The 15,908-nt window shown below is 61.9% G+C and carries 13 protein-coding genes; 12 read left to right on the forward strand and 1 reads right to left on the reverse strand.

Annotated elements, in window-relative coordinates:
* Positions 1-12: 12 nt before the first annotated feature.
* Positions 13-2,043, reverse strand: a complete 2,031-nt coding sequence (locus OGV19_RS20860) for a sigma-54-dependent Fis family transcriptional regulator (RefSeq protein ID WP_264310463.1) — start codon at positions 2,041-2,043, stop codon at positions 13-15.
* Positions 2,044-2,298: 255 nt separating this feature from the next.
* Here OGV19_RS20860 and OGV19_RS20865 point away from each other — a divergent pair, with 255 nt between their 5' ends.
* From OGV19_RS20865 to OGV19_RS20920, 12 genes are all read left to right on the forward strand, one after another.
* The gene (locus tag OGV19_RS20865; RefSeq protein WP_264310464.1) at positions 2,299-3,819 is read left to right on the forward strand and encodes an acetaldehyde dehydrogenase ExaC; all 1,521 of its coding nucleotides are present in this window, start codon (positions 2,299-2,301) and stop codon (positions 3,817-3,819) included.
* A gap of 164 nt (positions 3,820-3,983) precedes the next feature.
* Positions 3,984-5,432 (forward strand): ethanolamine permease, encoded by a 1,449-nt coding sequence (gene eat, locus OGV19_RS20870; protein ID WP_264310465.1) that lies wholly within the window; start codon positions 3,984-3,986, stop codon positions 5,430-5,432.
* Between the two features lie 49 nt (positions 5,433-5,481).
* Positions 5,482-6,876 carry an ethanolamine ammonia-lyase subunit EutB gene (locus OGV19_RS20875; RefSeq protein ID WP_264310466.1) on the forward strand — a complete coding sequence of 465 codons (1,395 nt, stop codon included), beginning with the start codon at positions 5,482-5,484 and terminating at the stop codon, positions 6,874-6,876.
* A gap of 8 nt (positions 6,877-6,884) precedes the next feature.
* Entirely contained in the window at positions 6,885-7,703 is an 819-nt protein-coding gene (eutC, locus tag OGV19_RS20880) for an ethanolamine ammonia-lyase subunit EutC (protein WP_264310467.1), read from the forward strand.
* A gap of 108 nt (positions 7,704-7,811) precedes the next feature.
* Entirely contained in the window at positions 7,812-8,270 is a 459-nt protein-coding gene (locus OGV19_RS20885) for a GNAT family N-acetyltransferase (protein WP_264310468.1), read from the forward strand.
* 187 nt (positions 8,271-8,457) lie between these two features.
* Positions 8,458-9,105 (forward strand): DedA family protein, encoded by a 648-nt coding sequence (locus OGV19_RS20890; protein WP_027594930.1) that lies wholly within the window; start codon positions 8,458-8,460, stop codon positions 9,103-9,105.
* An 8-nt stretch (positions 9,106-9,113) separates the two neighbouring features.
* On the forward strand, positions 9,114-9,929 hold the full coding sequence (locus OGV19_RS20895; RefSeq protein WP_264310469.1) for a M90 family metallopeptidase: 816 nt from the start codon (positions 9,114-9,116) through the stop codon (positions 9,927-9,929).
* Positions 9,930-10,021: 92 nt separating this feature from the next.
* Entirely contained in the window at positions 10,022-10,549 is a 528-nt protein-coding gene (gene ppa, locus OGV19_RS20900; protein WP_016497835.1) for an inorganic diphosphatase, read from the forward strand.
* A 177-nt stretch (positions 10,550-10,726) separates the two neighbouring features.
* Complete coding sequence (locus OGV19_RS20905; protein ID WP_264310470.1) at positions 10,727-11,428, forward strand: LexA family transcriptional regulator; 702 nt, start codon at positions 10,727-10,729, stop codon at positions 11,426-11,428.
* 409 nt (positions 11,429-11,837) lie between these two features.
* The gene (locus tag OGV19_RS20910; protein WP_264310471.1) at positions 11,838-12,344 is read left to right on the forward strand and encodes an RNA polymerase sigma factor; all 507 of its coding nucleotides are present in this window, start codon (positions 11,838-11,840) and stop codon (positions 12,342-12,344) included.
* Positions 12,345-12,349: 5 nt separating this feature from the next.
* A complete protein-coding gene (locus OGV19_RS20915) occupies positions 12,350-13,270 on the forward strand; it encodes a FecR family protein (RefSeq protein WP_264310472.1) in 921 nt (306 codons plus the stop codon).
* Positions 13,271-13,465: 195 nt separating this feature from the next.
* Entirely contained in the window at positions 13,466-15,868 is a 2,403-nt protein-coding gene (locus tag OGV19_RS20920; RefSeq protein ID WP_264310473.1) for a TonB-dependent siderophore receptor, read from the forward strand.
* Positions 15,869-15,908 lie beyond the last annotated feature (40 nt).

Below are 15,908 nucleotides of genomic sequence, written 5' to 3' on the forward strand. Positions count from 1 at the left end.
CCGCTGTTTCGCTCAGCCGGCCCGTGCGATGCCGTGTTTGCGCAGTTTTCGATACAAGGTATTGCGGCTGATGCCCAGATGCTCGGCAACACGGGTCAAGTGCCAGTGTTTTGCCTCCAGCACTGACAGCAGAGCTTCGCACTCAGCGTCCTCAAGGCGCACTGGCGCGCTCTTGTGGGAGAGACTGTTTTGCTCATCATCTCGAAGGCTAGTGCTAAACCCGTGTGGGAGCGGGCTTGCCCCGCGAACACCGGCATAGCCGGTGCCATCCACCGCGTTGCCTGCTTCGCGGGGCAAGCCCGCTCCCACAGGGGCCGCATTACTCCGGAAAGTCGCGGGCAGGTCGGAGAACCCGATGAAAGTGTTATCGCAAAGCGCCACGAGCGTGCGCAATACATTGCGCATCTGCCGCACGTTCCCCGGCCAGGCAAAGTCCAGCAGTGCCTGACGTGCACTGGGCTCCAGTTCGACCCGTTGCCCCTGCGCTTCCTGACGCAGCAGAAAGTCCAGCAACGGGCCCTTGTCACTGCGCTCACGCACTGCTGGCAAGGCCACTTCCAGCCCGTTCAACCGGTAATACAGGTCTTCGCGGAAACTCCCCTGCGCCACCCGCTCCAGCAGGTCGCGGTGGGTCGCGCTGACAATGCGCACGTCCACGGCTTGGGGCTCGCCGCCAATCGGCACCACCTGGCGCTCTTCCAGTACGCGCAACAAGCGCGTCTGCAAGGCCAGTGGCATGTCACCGATCTCGTCCAGCAACAGCGTGCCGCCATCGGCCTGTAACAACTTGCCGCGCATGCCTTCCTTGCGCGCGCCGGTAAAGCTGCCACCGCGATAACCGAACAGCTCGCTTTCGATCAGGCTCTCCGGGATCGAGGCGCAGTTGATTGCCACGAACGGCTTGCCGCGACGCTGGCTGGCCTGGTGCACGGCCTGGGCAAATGCCTCCTTGCCGCACCCAGTCTCGCCGCGCAGCAGCAGCGGCACATCACGTTCGAACACCCGCACGCAGCGGCGGAAGTCGTTTTGCAAGGCCGGGTCGAGCAGGCAGATACCCGGTTCTGGTTCGCGCTGGGGCCGAGGTTGGCCAAGCGGTACCGACCAGACGGGTGCACGCGCCTGGCCGCGCAGGCTGGCAAATACCTGGCGGCCGTCGCGCGTGAGCAAAGGCCAGACGGTGCTGCCGCCGGGTACGGCGCGGCTGAACAACTCGTCAGGGCTGCAGGCAAAAAAACGGTCCACCGGTTTGCCCAGCACGCCACCGCGAACGGTGCCCAGCAGGTTGAGCGCGCTCTGGTTGGCAGCGCAAATCCGCCCATCACCCTCGAAGGCCAACAAGCCCTCGCTGAACAAGCCGACCGATTCGGCCTGCAGATGAAAGCGCAGCAGCCACTGCTGCTGGAAATGCCGCAGGAAATAACAGCTCTCGATCATCTTCGCCGACAGATTGACCAGGGCCATGGTGTGGAACTGGCTCTGCCGAGAGACATCGGGCCGCGCCGACGACACGTCAAGCACCGCCAGCAGCTCGCCATGCGGGTCGAACACGGGGCTTGCCGAGCAGGTCAGGCCGGTGTGGCGGCCACGGAAATGTTCGTGTTGATGGATGGTCAGGGCCTGGCGCTCGACCAGGCAGGTACCGATCCCGTTGGTGCCCTCGCGCGCCTCGCTCCAGTCGGCGCCCAGCCACAGCCCTGCCCGCTCGAAGATGCGCCGCTCGCTGGGGGCGCTGACACAGTTGAGGATCACCCCGCGGGCATCGGTCAGCAGCACCGCATGGCCAGCGCCAGAGAGCTGCTGATGCAGGCTGTTCATCTCGGAGTCGGCAATTTTCAGCACCTGATGCAGGCGCTCGCGGGTTTCCAGCAGCCGCCCGTGTTCAAGCACCACGGGGGCTTCGATCAGCGTCGGGTCGAGGTGGTAATCCTCAAGGCAGCGCAGCCAGGAACGGGCGATCGCCGGGTCACTGCCGCTCTCCCCGGCTTCACCGTGGGCAACGGTGTGAACTTGCTGGGCATGGCGACTCAAGTGATTGCTCTGCATTTGTTGTCGTTCTCCGCAGATGACGCGTGCAGCCAGCATCCTCCACCCGAGGGGGCTTTGCAATGCACCGTACCGCAGCGTGTCGCAAACGGTACAAAGTGTCACCCAGGCCGTGCCACCGCTGGCACAGCGCGATTTCAAAAGCCCCTGAAAACCGCGCCAAGCGCTTGATTTACCTCAACCTCAAAACACTGGCCCAACCTTTGCTCTACGCTTTTCAACTCCCTAACAAACACAATAGCCAGGAGACACACCATGCGTTACGCACATCCCGGTACCGAAGGCGCGAAGGTTTCCTTCAAGAACCGCTACGGCAACTACATCGGCGGTGAATTCGTAGCTCCGGTCAAGGGGCAGTACTTCGAAAACACCTCCCCGGTGAATGGCAAGCTGATCGCAGAGTTTCCCCGCTCCACTGCCGAAGACATCGAGAAAGCCCTGGATGCCGCCCACGCCGCCGCCGACGCCTGGGGCCGCACGTCTGTCCAGGACCGCTCCAACGTGCTGCTGAAGATCGCCGACCGCATCGAGCAGAACCTTGAAGTCCTGGCCATTGCCGAAACCTGGGACAACGGCAAGCCGATCCGCGAAACCCTTAACGCCGACATCCCGCTGGCGGTCGATCACTTCCGTTACTTCGCCGGTTGCATCCGCGCCCAAGAGGGCGGCGCCGCCGAAATCAACGAAGGCACCGTCGCTTATCACATCCACGAGCCACTGGGCGTGGTCGGCCAGATCATCCCGTGGAACTTCCCACTGCTGATGGCCGCCTGGAAGCTGGCCCCGGCCCTGGCCGCCGGCAACTGCGTGGTGCTCAAACCCGCCGAGCAGACACCGCTGGGTATCACCGTACTGATGGAGCTGATCGGCGACCTGCTGCCCAAAGGCGTGCTCAACGTCGTCCAGGGTTATGGCCGCGAAGCAGGCGAAGCCCTGGCTACCAGCAAACGTATCGCCAAGATCGCCTTTACCGGCTCGACCCCGGTCGGCTCGCACATCATGAAATGCGCCGCCGAGAACATCATCCCGTCCACCGTCGAGCTGGGCGGCAAGTCGCCTAACGTGTACTTCGAAGACATCATGCAGGCCGAGCCGAGCTTCATCGAGAAGGCCGCCGAAGGCATGGTGCTGGCGTTCTTCAACCAGGGCGAAGTGTGCACTTGCCCGTCGCGTGCTCTGGTGCAGGAGTCGATTTACGACCAGTTCATGGAAGTGGTGATGAAGAAGGTCCTGCAGATCAAGCGTGGCGATCCGCTGGACACCGACACCATGGTCGGCGCCCAGGCGTCGCAACAGCAGTTCGAGAAGATCCTGTCGTACCTGGAAATCGCCAAGGAAGAAGGCGCCGAGCTGCTGACCGGCGGCAAGGTGGAAAAACTCGAAGGCGCGTTGGCCACCGGTTACTACATCCAGCCGACCCTGCTCAAGGGCAACAACAAGATGCGCGTGTTCCAGGAAGAAATCTTCGGCCCGGTGGTCAGTGTCACCACCTTCAAGGACGAAGCCGAAGCCCTGGCGATTGCCAACGACACCGAGTTCGGCCTCGGTGCCGGCGTGTGGACCCGCGACATCAACCGCGCCTACCGCATGGGCCGTGGCATCAAGGCGGGCCGCGTATGGACCAACTGCTACCACCTGTACCCGGCGCATGCCGCGTTCGGCGGGTACAAGAAGTCCGGCGTTGGGCGTGAGACGCACAAGATGATGCTCGATCACTACCAGCAAACTAAAAACCTGCTGGTGAGCTACGACATCAATCCGTTGGGCTTCTTCTAAACCACATCGCCTTCTTCGCGGATTTACCCGCGAAGAAGGCGGCACTGACAGACACAAATCCACAGCGGTTCCCGTGCACGAACCGCTCTGGCTCGCTTCCTGCAGTACCTATCACCATGGGCTGGAAGTCCCTCCGGCCACCAAGAAAAACAACAGGTGAAACTATGCCAAGCGATCATTCCGGCAATGCGCCGGCAGGCTCTTCCGTAGACTTCGAAAAAGTCGGCTCGGACTATTTCCAGCAACGTGAACTGAAAAAAGGCGCAGCCGGCTGGGTGCTGCTGGTCGGCCTCGGGGTCGCCTATGTGATCTCCGGCGACTACGCCGGGTGGAACTTCGGCCTGGCCCAGGGCGGCTGGGGCGGCATGTTCCTCGCCACCTTGCTGATGGCCACCATGTACCTGTGCATGTGCTTCTCGCTGGCCGAGCTGTCGTCGATGATCCCCACCGCAGGCGGCGGCTACGGCTTCGCCCGCAGCGCCTTCGGCCCCTGGGGCGGTTTTCTCACCGGCACGGCGATTCTCATCGAATACGCCATCGCCCCAGCAGCCATCGCCGTGTTCATCGGCGCCTACTGTGAATCACTGTTCGGCATCGGTGGGTGGGTCATCTACCTGGCCTTCTACATCGTGTTCATCGGCATCCACATATTCGGTGTCGGTGAAGCGCTGAAGCTGATGTTCATCATCACCGCTATCGCGGCCATTGCCCTGGGCGTGTTCCTGGTGAGCATGGTGCCCCATTTTGATGCAGCCAACCTGTTCGACATCGCCAAGACGGACGCCGTCGGCGCCAGCAGCTTCCTGCCGTTCGGTTATGTCGGTGTGTGGGCCGCGATCCCCTATGCGATCTGGTTCTTCCTCGCCGTCGAAGGCGTGCCCCTGGCCGCCGAAGAAACCAAGAACCCGAAACGCGACCTGCCACGCGGCCTGATCGGCGCGATGCTGGTATTGCTGGCCTTCGCCCTGCTGATTCTGGTGATCGGCCCTGGCGCTGCAGGCTCTGAGGCACTCAAGGCCTCCGGTAACCCGCTGGTCGAGGCGCTGTCCAAGGCCTATGGCGGCTCCACCTGGATGGGCAGCTTCGTCAACCTGGTGGGCCTGGCCGGCCTGATCGCCAGCTTCTTCTCGATCATCTATGCCTACTCGCGGCAGATCTTCGCGCTGTCCCGCGCAGGCTACCTGCCGCGCAAACTCTCCCAGACCAACAAGAGCAAGGCGCCGGTACTGGCCCTGATCATCCCCGGCATCATCGGTTTCGGGCTGTCGCTGACCGGCCAGGGTGACTTGCTGATTCTGGTCGCAGTGTTCGGCGCAACGCTGTCCTACGTGCTGATGATGGCGGCGCACATCACCCTGCGCATCCGCAGGCCGAAGATGGAACGGCCGTATCGCACCCCTGGCGGCATCTTCACCTCGGGCGTAGCGCTGGTGCTGGCGTGCATTGCCGTGGTGGCGGGCTTCCTGGTCGACCCGCGGGTTGTGATTGGCGCGGCGGTGATCTATGGAGTATTAATTGCCTACTTTGCGTTCTACAGCCGCCACCACCTGGTAGCGGGCACACCGGAAGAGGAATTCGCCGCGATCCAAAAGGCCGAAGAGGCCCTGCACTGATCGCCGACACCCGCCGCGGGCCAGCCCCGCGGCGCTCTGGAGAATCTGTATGGCAAGTTTCGTACACACGGTAGGCCACCTGGTCTACCGCTTCGACAGCCTCAAGGACGTGATGGCCAAGGCCAGCCCCGCACGCTCGGGGGACTTCCTGGCGGGTGTCGCCGCCAGCAACGACGGTGAGCGGGTCGCCGCGCAAATGGCCCTGGCCAACATCCCGCTCACGCACTTTCTGAGCGAAGCGTTGATCCCCTACGAAGAGGACGAGGTCACCCGCCTGATCATCGACACCCATGACACCCAGGCCTTTGCGCCGGTCAGCCACCTCACCGTGGGCGGCCTGCGTGACTGGCTGCTCAGCGAAGCGGCCGACGAAGACAGCCTGCGCGCGCTGGCACCGGGCCTGATACCGGAAATGGCGGCGGCGGTATCGAAGATCATGCGGGTTCAAGACTTGATCCTGGTGGCGCAGAAGATCCGTGTGGTCACCCGTTTTCGCGGCACCATGGGCCTGCGCGGTCGCCTGTCGACCCGTCTTCAGCCCAACCACCCAACCGACGAGCCGGCGGGTATCGCCGCCAGCATTCTCGACGGTTTGCTGTACGGCAACGGCGACGCCATGATCGGCATCAACCCGGCCACCGACAGCATCGCCTCGATCTGCGCCATGCTGGAAATGCTGGACGCCATCATCCAGCGCTACGACATCCCCACTCAGGCCTGCGTGCTGACCCACGTCACCACCTCGATCGAAGCGATCAACCGTGGCGTACCGCTGGACCTGGTGTTCCAGTCGATCGCCGGTACCGAGGCCGCCAACGCAAGCTTTGGCATCAACCTCAACGTATTGCAGGAAGGCTACGAGGCGGGCCTGTCGCTCAAGCGCGGCACCCTCGGGCAAAACCTGATGTACTTCGAGACCGGCCAGGGCAGCGCCCTATCGGCCAACGCCCACCACGGCGTCGACCAGCAAACCTGCGAGACCCGCGCCTACGCCGTGGCCAGGCATTTCAAGCCGTTTCTGGTCAACACCGTGGTCGGTTTCATCGGCCCGGAGTACCTGTACAACGGCAAGCAGATCATCCGCGCCGGCCTTGAGGACCACTTTTGCGGCAAGCTGCTTGGCGTGCCGATGGGCTGTGACATCTGCTACACCAACCACGCCGAAGCCGACCAGGACGACATGGATACCCTGCTGACCCTGCTGGGTGTGGCCGGGATCAACTTCATCATGGGCATCCCCGGCTCCGACGACATCATGCTCAATTACCAGACCACGTCGTTCCATGACGCGCTGTATGCGCGCCAGACCCTGGGCCTCAAGCCCGGCCCGGAATTCGAGGCGTGGCTGGCGCGTACCGGCATCTTCACCCAGGCCGATGGCCGGGTGCGCTTCGGTGAAAACCTGCCGCCGGCCTTCCGCCAGGCATTGGCACAGCTTGCATAGGGATGACCATGGACCCTCGCACAGTAACCCCCGACAACCCCTGGCTGGCCCTGCGCACCCTGACACCTGCGCGTATCGCCCTGGGGCGCACGGGCACCAGCCTGCCGACTGGTGCGCAACTGGACTTCCAGTTCGCCCATGCCCAGGCCCGCGATGCCGTGCACCTGCCGTTCGACCATGCCGGGCTTACCGCCCAGCTCAATGACCGTGGGCGTGACAGCCTGGTGTTGCACAGCGCCGCCCACGACCGCGACCAATACCTGCAGCGCCCCGACCTGGGGCGACGGCTGAACGACGACTCGATCGCGACCCTGCGCCAGCATGCCCAGGCCAATCCGGGCGGTGTCGACCTGGCCATCGTGGTCGCCGATGGCCTCTCGGCCCTCGCCGTACACCGCCATACCCTGCCTTTTCTGACCCGTTTCGAAGAGCAGGCCGCGGCCGACGGCTGGACCAGCGCCCCGGTGGTGTTGGTAGAGCAGGGCCGCGTGGCCGTAGCCGACGAGGTGGGCGAGCTGCTCGGCGCCCGGATGACCGTGATGCTGATCGGCGAACGCCCGGGGTTGAGTTCACCCGACAGCCTCGGCCTGTACTTCACCTACGCGCCACGGGTCGGCCTGACCGACGCCTACCGCAACTGCATCTCCAACGTACGCCTTGAGGGCCTGAGCTATGGCATGGCAGCCCACCGCTTGCTGTACCTGATGCGTGAAGCCTGTCGGCGGCAGCTTTCTGGGGTGAATCTGAAGGATGAAGCCGAGGTCCATACCCTCGACAGCGATACCCCCGCCAGCCAAAAAGGAAACTTTCTGCTCGGAAAAGGGTAAAAATCATGTCACGGAAGGCGGATTGCGCTTCTCGCCCGCATTGGGCAGCATGCTGTTGAGAGCGGTTGGCAATCCGCTGTTTCCCCAAATGGATCCTGAGGGCCGCACATGCGTATCATCAAGGCAACCCTGGAACACCTCGACCTGCTGACCCCACTGTTCGTCAAATACCGCGAGTTCTATGGGCAATTGCCCTACCCGGACAGCTCACGCAGTTTTCTGGAGAAGCGCCTGAAGCGGGACGAGTCGGTGATCTACCTGGCTCTGGCAGATGAAGACGACAGCAAATTGCTGGGCTTCTGCCAGCTGTATCCAAGCTTTTCGTCGCTGTCGCTCAAGCGCGTGTGGATTCTCAACGATATCTATGTGGCCGAAGATTCGCGACGCATGCTGGTGGCCGACCACTTGATGCGCGAGGCCAAGAAGATGGCCAAAGAGACCAATGCCGTGCGGATGCGGGTGTCGACCAGCGCCAACAATGAGGCAGCGCAAAAGACGTACGAGTCCATCGGGTTTCGCAAGGACACCGAGTTCGAAAGCTATATCCTGCCGATCCATCAGGATTGACTGGGCCGGCCTCTTCGCGGGCTTGCCCGCGAAGAGGCCTGCACAGGAAAAAAATCTGCCGTAACCCCCCGCTACAAACTCCCCGGGCATGATGCTCACTTCGCCGTATAATGCCCCACTTGTCATGTGTGAAAATTTACCCCTCCCCTGGTAACCGAGCCTACGCCCCAGAACACAGGTGCTGTACATGGATTTCAACCCGCTGGACCTTATCCTGCATCTCGATGCCTACCTCGATCTGCTGGTCACCAATTACGGTCCCTGGATCTACGCCATCCTGTTCACCGTGATCTTCTGCGAAACCGGCCTGGTGGTAATGCCATTTCTGCCTGGTGATTCGCTGCTGTTCATCGCTGGCGCCGTGGCGGCCGGTGGCGGCATGGACCCGGTACTGCTGGCGGGCCTGCTGATGGCGGCGGCAATCCTGGGCGACAGCACCAATTACGTGATTGGCCGAACGGCCGGCGAACGCTTGTTCAACAATCCCAACTCGAAAATCTTCCGCCGCGACTACCTGCAGCGCACCCACGAATTCTACGAGCGCCATGGCGGCAAGACCGTGACCCTGGCGCGCTTCCTGCCGATCTTGCGCACCTTCGCGCCGTTCGTCGCGGGTATCGCCCACATGCACTACCCGCGCTTCCTCGGCTTCAGCGTCGCCGGTTCGCTGCTGTGGGTCGGTGGCCTGGTGACCTTGGGCTACTTCTTCGGCAACGTGCCGTTCATCAAGCAGCACCTGTCGCTGATGGTGGTGGGTATCATCTTCCTGTCGCTGGTGCCGATGGTCCTCGGCCTGCTGCGCGGTCGCCTGGGCCGCGCGGCCAAGGCTCACTGATCACCGCCATGTGGTCTTTCAGCGCCTGGCGGCGTCGGCGCACCCTGAAGCGCTACCCGATCACCCCCAAGCAATGGCAGGCAGTTCGCCAACACCTGCCTTTGCTCGATGGCATCAGTGATGACGAAGATCGCTGGTTGCGCGAAGCCTGCATCCTGTTTTTGCTTGAAAAGCACCTGACCACTCTGCCCGGTGTCGAGCTGAGCGATGAGCAGCGCCTGTTCCTGGCCGCCCAGGCGCAGCTGCCACTGCTGCACCTCGGTGACCTCAACTGGTACCAGGGTTTCCACGAGATCATCCTTTACCCCGACGACTTCAAAAGCCCTCAGCGCCACCGCGATGCCAGTGGCGTGGAGCATGTGTGGGACGGCGAACACAGCGGTGAAGCCTGGCAACAGGGCCCGGTGATCCTGGCCTGGAACGGCGTGCTGGCCAGTGGTGGGTGGGAGGCCTATAACCTGGTCATCCATGAGTTGGCGCACAAGCTCGACATGCTCAATGGCGATGCCAATGGCCTGCCGCCGCTGCACAGTGGCATGCCAGTGGATGAGTGGGCGACGGCCATGCAGCAGGCCTATGACGACCTCAACCGTCAGTTGGACCTGAACCCTGACGCCGAAACCGCCATCGACCCCTACGCCGCGGAAAACCCTGCGGAATTCTTCGCTGTCACCAGCGAATACTTCTTCAGCGCCCCCGACCTGTTGCAGCAGGCGTATCCACAGGTGTACCAGCAACTGTCGCTGTTTTACCGCCAAGACCCACTGGCGCGCCTGAGCCAGTTGCAGGCCGAACACCCCGATTACCGCGAAGGCCACGCCTGACGCGGCCGCACATCAGGCCGGGCGTGGCAAGCCCATGCGGAATGTGCCTATAATCGCCGCCACTTTTTGGTCAACTACGGGGGCACTGCCCAATGAGCTACAGCAAGATTCCGGCGGGCAAAGACCTGCCGAACGACATCTACGTCGCCATCGAGATCCCGGCCAACCACGCGCCGATCAAATACGAGATCGACAAGGACAGCGACACCCTGTTCGTCGACCGTTTCATGGCCACCCCGATGTTCTACCCAGCCAACTACGGCTTCATCCCGAACACCCTGGCCGACGACGGTGATCCGCTGGACGTGCTGGTCGTGACCCCGTACCCGGTAGCGCCAGGTTCGGTCATCCGTGCCCGCCCGGTCGGCATCCTGAACATGACCGACGACGGCGGCGGCGACGCCAAGGTCATCGCTGTGCCGCACGACAAGCTGTCGCAGCTGTATGTCGACGTCAAAGAATACACCGACCTGCCAGCCCTGCTGATCCAGCAGATCGAGCACTTCTTCGCGAACTACAAAGATCTCGAGAAGGGCAAGTGGGTCAAGATCGAAGGCTGGGACGGCGCCGACGCCGCCCGTGCCGCGATCACCAAATCGGTCGCTGCCTACAAGGGCTGATACCGGTTGCTGAAAAACCCCGCCCTGGCGGGGTTTTTTATGCCCGAGCGAACGTCCTGCAGGTAAAAATTCCTACACCACCCTACGCCATCGCCCTACATCGAAGTACTTTTCGCACAAGCCGCATCAACACCCGGTTCATATGCCTGCTGGCACCCGGCCGCTACACTCCCGGCCATGAACACATCCGGTGACCGCCTCAAAGCCCTGCTCCACGAATGTGGCTTGACCCCTTCCGATTTCGCCGCCCAGCGCAGCGTCACACCCCAGCACGTCAACAATTGGTTTAGACGCGGTGTTCCGCTGGCTCGTCTCGACGAAATGGCCGACCTGTTCTGCGTGCATCGCCGCTGGCTACGCAGTGGTGAAGGCCCCAAACACCCCAACCCGATCTTGCGCAGCGGCCCGCTACGGCCAACCCAGGACAACCCGCCCACCCCGCTGTCAGCACACGGCGGCCGCATGTTGCAGGTGCCCTTCCACGCACTGCAGCACGGCCTGCTTACCCCCGTCGCCAGCAAACACCTGCGCCTGCCCTCCAAAGCATTGAAAGCGCTGGGCGTTGCGCCGGACTGTGCCATCTGCCTGGCCATGCCTGCCGCCAACATGGCCCCGCTGATCCCACTGGAGGCCACCTTGGCCGTGGACCTGGGCATGACCGAAGTGATCGAGGGCGAAACCTACGCCCTGCTGCACAATGGCACCCTCAGGGTGAACAACCTCAGCCTCGGCCAGCACGGCACCCTGTACCTGCACAGCCATGACCGGCGCAACTACGCCGTCGAGCGCTACACCCGCGCCCAACGCCAGGCCCAGGGCCTGGAGATTCTCGGCTGGGTCTTTCATTGGTCGCATTTCCGCCGGCATCGCCCCAGTTGAAACACGCTGTGCCATTTTTTGCTGGGCAACCTGCGCGAGCCCTTGTATGCTACGCGGCACATTTAGCCCCGACCGGCGCAAGCCGCGTTCCAGAGGGCTCGGCAACACCCTATACGGGCGTTGACCATCTCTATCAGGCCCTTGTGGCCACACAGTTAAGGCGGTTGCGGCTTACCATAAATTAGTCGGAAGCGTCCCCGAGAAGCCGGCCACAAGCCGGCTTTTTAATTTCCATAAGCTCACGCATTACCTTGCTTGGACGTAGCTTGATCGTCCCCCTCCAAAACATATTTCGCGGCGCATCGCCTGCTACGCAAGCCGAATCCCGCCATCGCCGCATTGCAAATAGGAAGTGTTCTCGCTAGAGTCTGCCGCTTTCCACTTGCCCCCTTCCGCTGCGGCTATCCTCATGTCAAGCATGACCACCGAAGAGCTCGAACAGGCCTACAAGGCCCATGCGCGTGAGCTTCGCCTGTTCCTCTATCGGCAGTTGAACAACCCCGAGGCGGCCTCCGACCTGGCGCAGGAAACCTACTTGCGCCTGTTGCGCCAGCGTCCACACAAGCCCGTCGGCAACCTGCGCGCCTTCATATTCCGCATCGGGCGCAATTTGGCCATCGACCACATACGCAATCGCGGCATGCGCGAGCGTAATGACCAGGGGCTGGAATACCTTTACGAAGTCACCGGCGAAAGCCCCGAACTGATCGACAAGGTGGCCGCTCGCCAGGAGCTGGAATTGCTTGAGCGTGCGCTGCAGCAACTACCTCCACTCACCCGGCAGATTTTTCTGATGGGGCGCCTGCAGGGCATGAACCACAAGGACATCGCCCGCGAACTCGCCGTGTCGGTCAGTACCGTGGAGAAACACCTGGCGAGCGCACTCGACTTTCTACGCCAATGCCTGCAACGTTGAACCCAATGTCGCCCGACCAAAACCCGCAAGCGCTTATCGACAAGGCTGCCCATGAATGGGTGGTGCGGCTGACCTCGGGTGACGCAAGCCCCGACGACATTGCCGCTGCCCGCGAATGGTGTGCGCAACATCCGGCACATCACGCTGCATTTGTCGCCGCACGGCGCCTGTGGCATCTCAGCGGTCACCTGCCAAAGCCTGCCCGCATCCGTCGGCGCAACAAGGGCGTGCGCTGGGGCGTTGCGGCCATGCTGCTGCTCGGTCTTGGGCTGTCCACTGCCCGTTACAATGACTGGGACGCCGATTATCGCACCGCTATCGGCGAACAAAAGTGGGTGGAATTGGCAGATGGTTCGCGCATTACCCTGGACGCCGACTCGGCGCTGGATGTGCAGTGGCTGGCCACAGGCAGGCAGATCACCTTGCGCAAGGGCACGGCGCTGTTCGACGTGGCCCATGACCCATCGCGCCCATTTCGCGTCGAGGCCGGTGACCTGAGTGCCACGGCATTGGGCACGGTGTACAGCGTAAGCCGACGCTCGGACACCAGCGAAGTCACCGTGGCGCAAGGCCGCGTCGCCGTCGCCGGCCCCGGTGCCACGGCGACTCTGCAAGCAGGTGAACAGGTGGCCTGGACACACAGGCAACTGTCGGCCGTGCACAGCATCGACCCCCAGCGGGAATTGGCCTGGCAGAAGGGTCGATTGGTGTTCGACAACATGCCGCTGGGCGATGTACTCGCACAATTGCAGCACTATCGCCCAGGCTACGTGCTGCTGGGCGACGCCGCGCTTCACACCCTCACCGTCAGCGGTACCTTGCGCCTTGACCGCTTGGACGAAGGGATCGACACGTTGGCGCAGGCGTTTGGCCTGAAAAGCCAGCGCTATACCCATTACCTGCTGGTACTCACCCGGCAGCAGTGAAGCTGTCACGAAGGTTGCGTGCATTAAATTTACGGGTTCAGCGGCGCCCATCGTCTTCCTCTAAAAATTAACGATAACCATTTGCGTTTTATTTTGGGGGACATGATGTTCAATGCTGTTGCTGCCTTTCGCCTTCGACCGCTACCCGCTGCGCTGATAATTGCACTGCTGCCAGCTGCAGCCTTTGCCGAACCCATGTCGTTCAAAATCGGCGCCCAACCGCTGGCCAGCGCCCTTGATCACCTTGCCGAACAGAGCGGCTTGCAGGTGATCTACAACGGCGAACTGGTCCAAGGCTTGCAAAGTCCCGGCGTGAACGGCCTCCAAGAGCCGCAAGCAGCGCTTGAACACCTACTCAGCGGCAGCGGCCTGGCCTGGCGCAGCGTCGGTGCCGCCAGTGTGACGCTGTACAAACGCCCTGCCGACAGCAGTGCACTGGAGCTGAGCGCAACGTCGGTCATTGCCCAGACACTGGATGACAGTACCGAGAACACTGGGTCGTACACTACAGGCTCGGTCGCGGTGGGCAGCAAGGTCGCCAAGTCGCTGCGTGAAGTGCCGCATTCAGTTTCAGTCATTACCCGTCAGCAGATAGAAGACCAGAACCTTCATAACCTCACCGACGTGATGGACAAGACCCCAGGGGTCACCTCGCGCAAGGCCACGCAGCGGGCGGGTTCATCCTTCGGTAACGACAGCAACTTCTATTCGCGCGGTTTCGAGGTATCTAACGTACAACTCGATGGGGGCGCCCCGATGGACCCGTCGATGAGCGGATTCGGTTCGGTCAGCCAACTCGACATGGCACAGTTCGACCATGTCGAGTTCCTGCGTGGCGTCGATGGCCTGTACTCAGGGGCCGGTGATCCCGGCGGCACTATCAACATGGTGCGCAAACGTGCACTGGCACACAACCAGTTGGCCTTTTCCACGTCTGCCGGCAGCTGGGACAACTATCGCTCCGAGGCGGATATCACCGGCCCGCTGACAGAACAAGGCAATGTGCGCGGGCGGCTGGGCATTGCCTATCAAGATCGCAAGTATTTCTACGACCCCGGTAACATGACCACCAAAGTGGCGTATGGATCTTTGGAGTTCGACCTTAGTCCCGACACATTGTTGACCGTCGGCGGCAGTTATCAGGAAGCACAAGGTGTCATCAACTTCGCGGGGTTGCCGCGCGCCATCAACGGCGACGACCTGAAACTGTCGCGTAAGCACGCATTGACCACAGACTGGAACACCAGCCACGAGAAGACCGCGCAGGGTTACATTCGCCTGCAACACAGTTTCAGCGAAGACTGGGCAATGACGCTTGATGCCATGCGCATGGAAATGGACCGGGACGCCAAGGGCATCTTCGGCTATGGCGCCGTCAACCCGATCACCGGCAACGGTCATTTCATCACTGGGTATCCTGCCAAGACAGGGATGGACCGGGACGCCTACAGTGCGACCCTGAAGGGTGGCTTCGACTTGTTTGCACGCCACCACGAACTGGTGATCGTGGGTGACTATCAAAAAGGCAAAGCTTACAGCCGGCAACGCATGAGCAACTTCATGGAAGCGCCAATCAACATTTTCAACCCGGTCATGCCAGCGGATAACGGCGACTTCCCAGTAAAGGACGATTACTACACCTCTACTAAAACGGGCCTGTCAGGCATGCTGCGCATGAGCATCACCGATCCGATGAACGTGATTCTCGGGGCACGCGTGGCCAACTACAAACACGCCGATGACAGCTTCTACAAGAACGCTGATGGCACTTCGGCAGGCAGTCAGGGCAAACGCGCCCTGGAGGACAACGGTGTCGTGACGCCGTATGTCGGCGTCACGTACGACCTCACCGATCAATGGACAGCCTACACCAGCTACGCCGAAACCTACCGGCCGCAGTACATGCAGCTGAAAGGTCCGTACCCGGGCAGCCCACTGGATCCATCCGAAGCCAAAAGCTATGAAGTAGGACTCAAGGGCGAGCTGTTTTCGGGCCGGCTCAACACCTCTTTTGCGCTCTACCGCGTAGAACAGACAGGCGATGCCGCGGCGGACGGCCCATCCCAGGGGTGGAACCAGGGCAAGCAGTGCTGCTTCATCAATCAGGGCGAAACCATCAGCCAGGGGCTAGATGCCGAGATCAGCGGCGAACTGCAACCAGGCTGGCAAATGAGTGCGGGCTACACCTACAACCACAGTCGCGATGCCGACACACAGAACGCAGAGTACCGTGCCATTACGCCCAAGCATATGGTCAAGCTCTGGACGACCTATCAACTGCCCGGGATGCTGCACAACTGGAAGGTTGGCGGCGGGGTGGTGGCTCAAAGCGCGACCTATGTCAGTGGCACGGTGCGTGAATACAATCCCGTCAGTGGCGAATTCGATGGGGCCGAACAAGACTTCAAGTTCATTGAACCCGGTCGTGCCATTTGGAGCACCAGTGTGGACTACAAGATTGACGAAAACTGGTCAGCAACCATCATCGCCAACAATCTCTTTGACAAGCGCTACTACGAGACCTTCGGCAGCAGTGCCTCGGGTAACTTCTATGGCGAGCCTCGCAGCTTGGCCCTGACCGTGCGCAGCAAATTCTAGGCACCCAAAACGGCGGCGGCAAAAACTCACTATGCCACCG

This window comes from Pseudomonas putida, assembly GCF_025905425.1.
Taxonomy (GTDB): Bacteria; Pseudomonadota; Gammaproteobacteria; order Pseudomonadales; family Pseudomonadaceae; genus Aquipseudomonas; species Aquipseudomonas putida_AF.

Bases quoted from the DNA above. Each gene is read 5' to 3' on its own strand.
- OGV19_RS20860 (WP_264310463.1), bottom strand. From the start codon at position 2,043: ATGCAGAGCAATCACTTGAGTCGCCATGCCCAGCAAGTTCACACCGTT.
- OGV19_RS20865 (WP_264310464.1), top strand. From the start codon at position 2,299: ATGCGTTACGCACATCCCGGTACCGAAGGCGCGAAGGTTTCCTTCAAG.
- eat (WP_264310465.1), top strand. From the start codon at position 3,984: ATGCCAAGCGATCATTCCGGCAATGCGCCGGCAGGCTCTTCCGTAGAC.
- OGV19_RS20875 (WP_264310466.1), top strand. From the start codon at position 5,482: ATGGCAAGTTTCGTACACACGGTAGGCCACCTGGTCTACCGCTTCGAC.
- eutC (WP_264310467.1), top strand. From the start codon at position 6,885: ATGGACCCTCGCACAGTAACCCCCGACAACCCCTGGCTGGCCCTGCGC.
- OGV19_RS20885 (WP_264310468.1), top strand. From the start codon at position 7,812: ATGCGTATCATCAAGGCAACCCTGGAACACCTCGACCTGCTGACCCCA.
- OGV19_RS20890 (WP_027594930.1), top strand. From the start codon at position 8,458: ATGGATTTCAACCCGCTGGACCTTATCCTGCATCTCGATGCCTACCTC.
- OGV19_RS20895 (WP_264310469.1), top strand. From the start codon at position 9,114: ATGTGGTCTTTCAGCGCCTGGCGGCGTCGGCGCACCCTGAAGCGCTAC.
- ppa (WP_016497835.1), top strand. From the start codon at position 10,022: ATGAGCTACAGCAAGATTCCGGCGGGCAAAGACCTGCCGAACGACATC.
- OGV19_RS20905 (WP_264310470.1), top strand. From the start codon at position 10,727: ATGAACACATCCGGTGACCGCCTCAAAGCCCTGCTCCACGAATGTGGC.
- OGV19_RS20910 (WP_264310471.1), top strand. From the start codon at position 11,838: ATGTCAAGCATGACCACCGAAGAGCTCGAACAGGCCTACAAGGCCCAT.
- OGV19_RS20915 (WP_264310472.1), top strand. From the start codon at position 12,350: ATGTCGCCCGACCAAAACCCGCAAGCGCTTATCGACAAGGCTGCCCAT.
- OGV19_RS20920 (WP_264310473.1), top strand. From the start codon at position 13,466: ATGTCGTTCAAAATCGGCGCCCAACCGCTGGCCAGCGCCCTTGATCAC.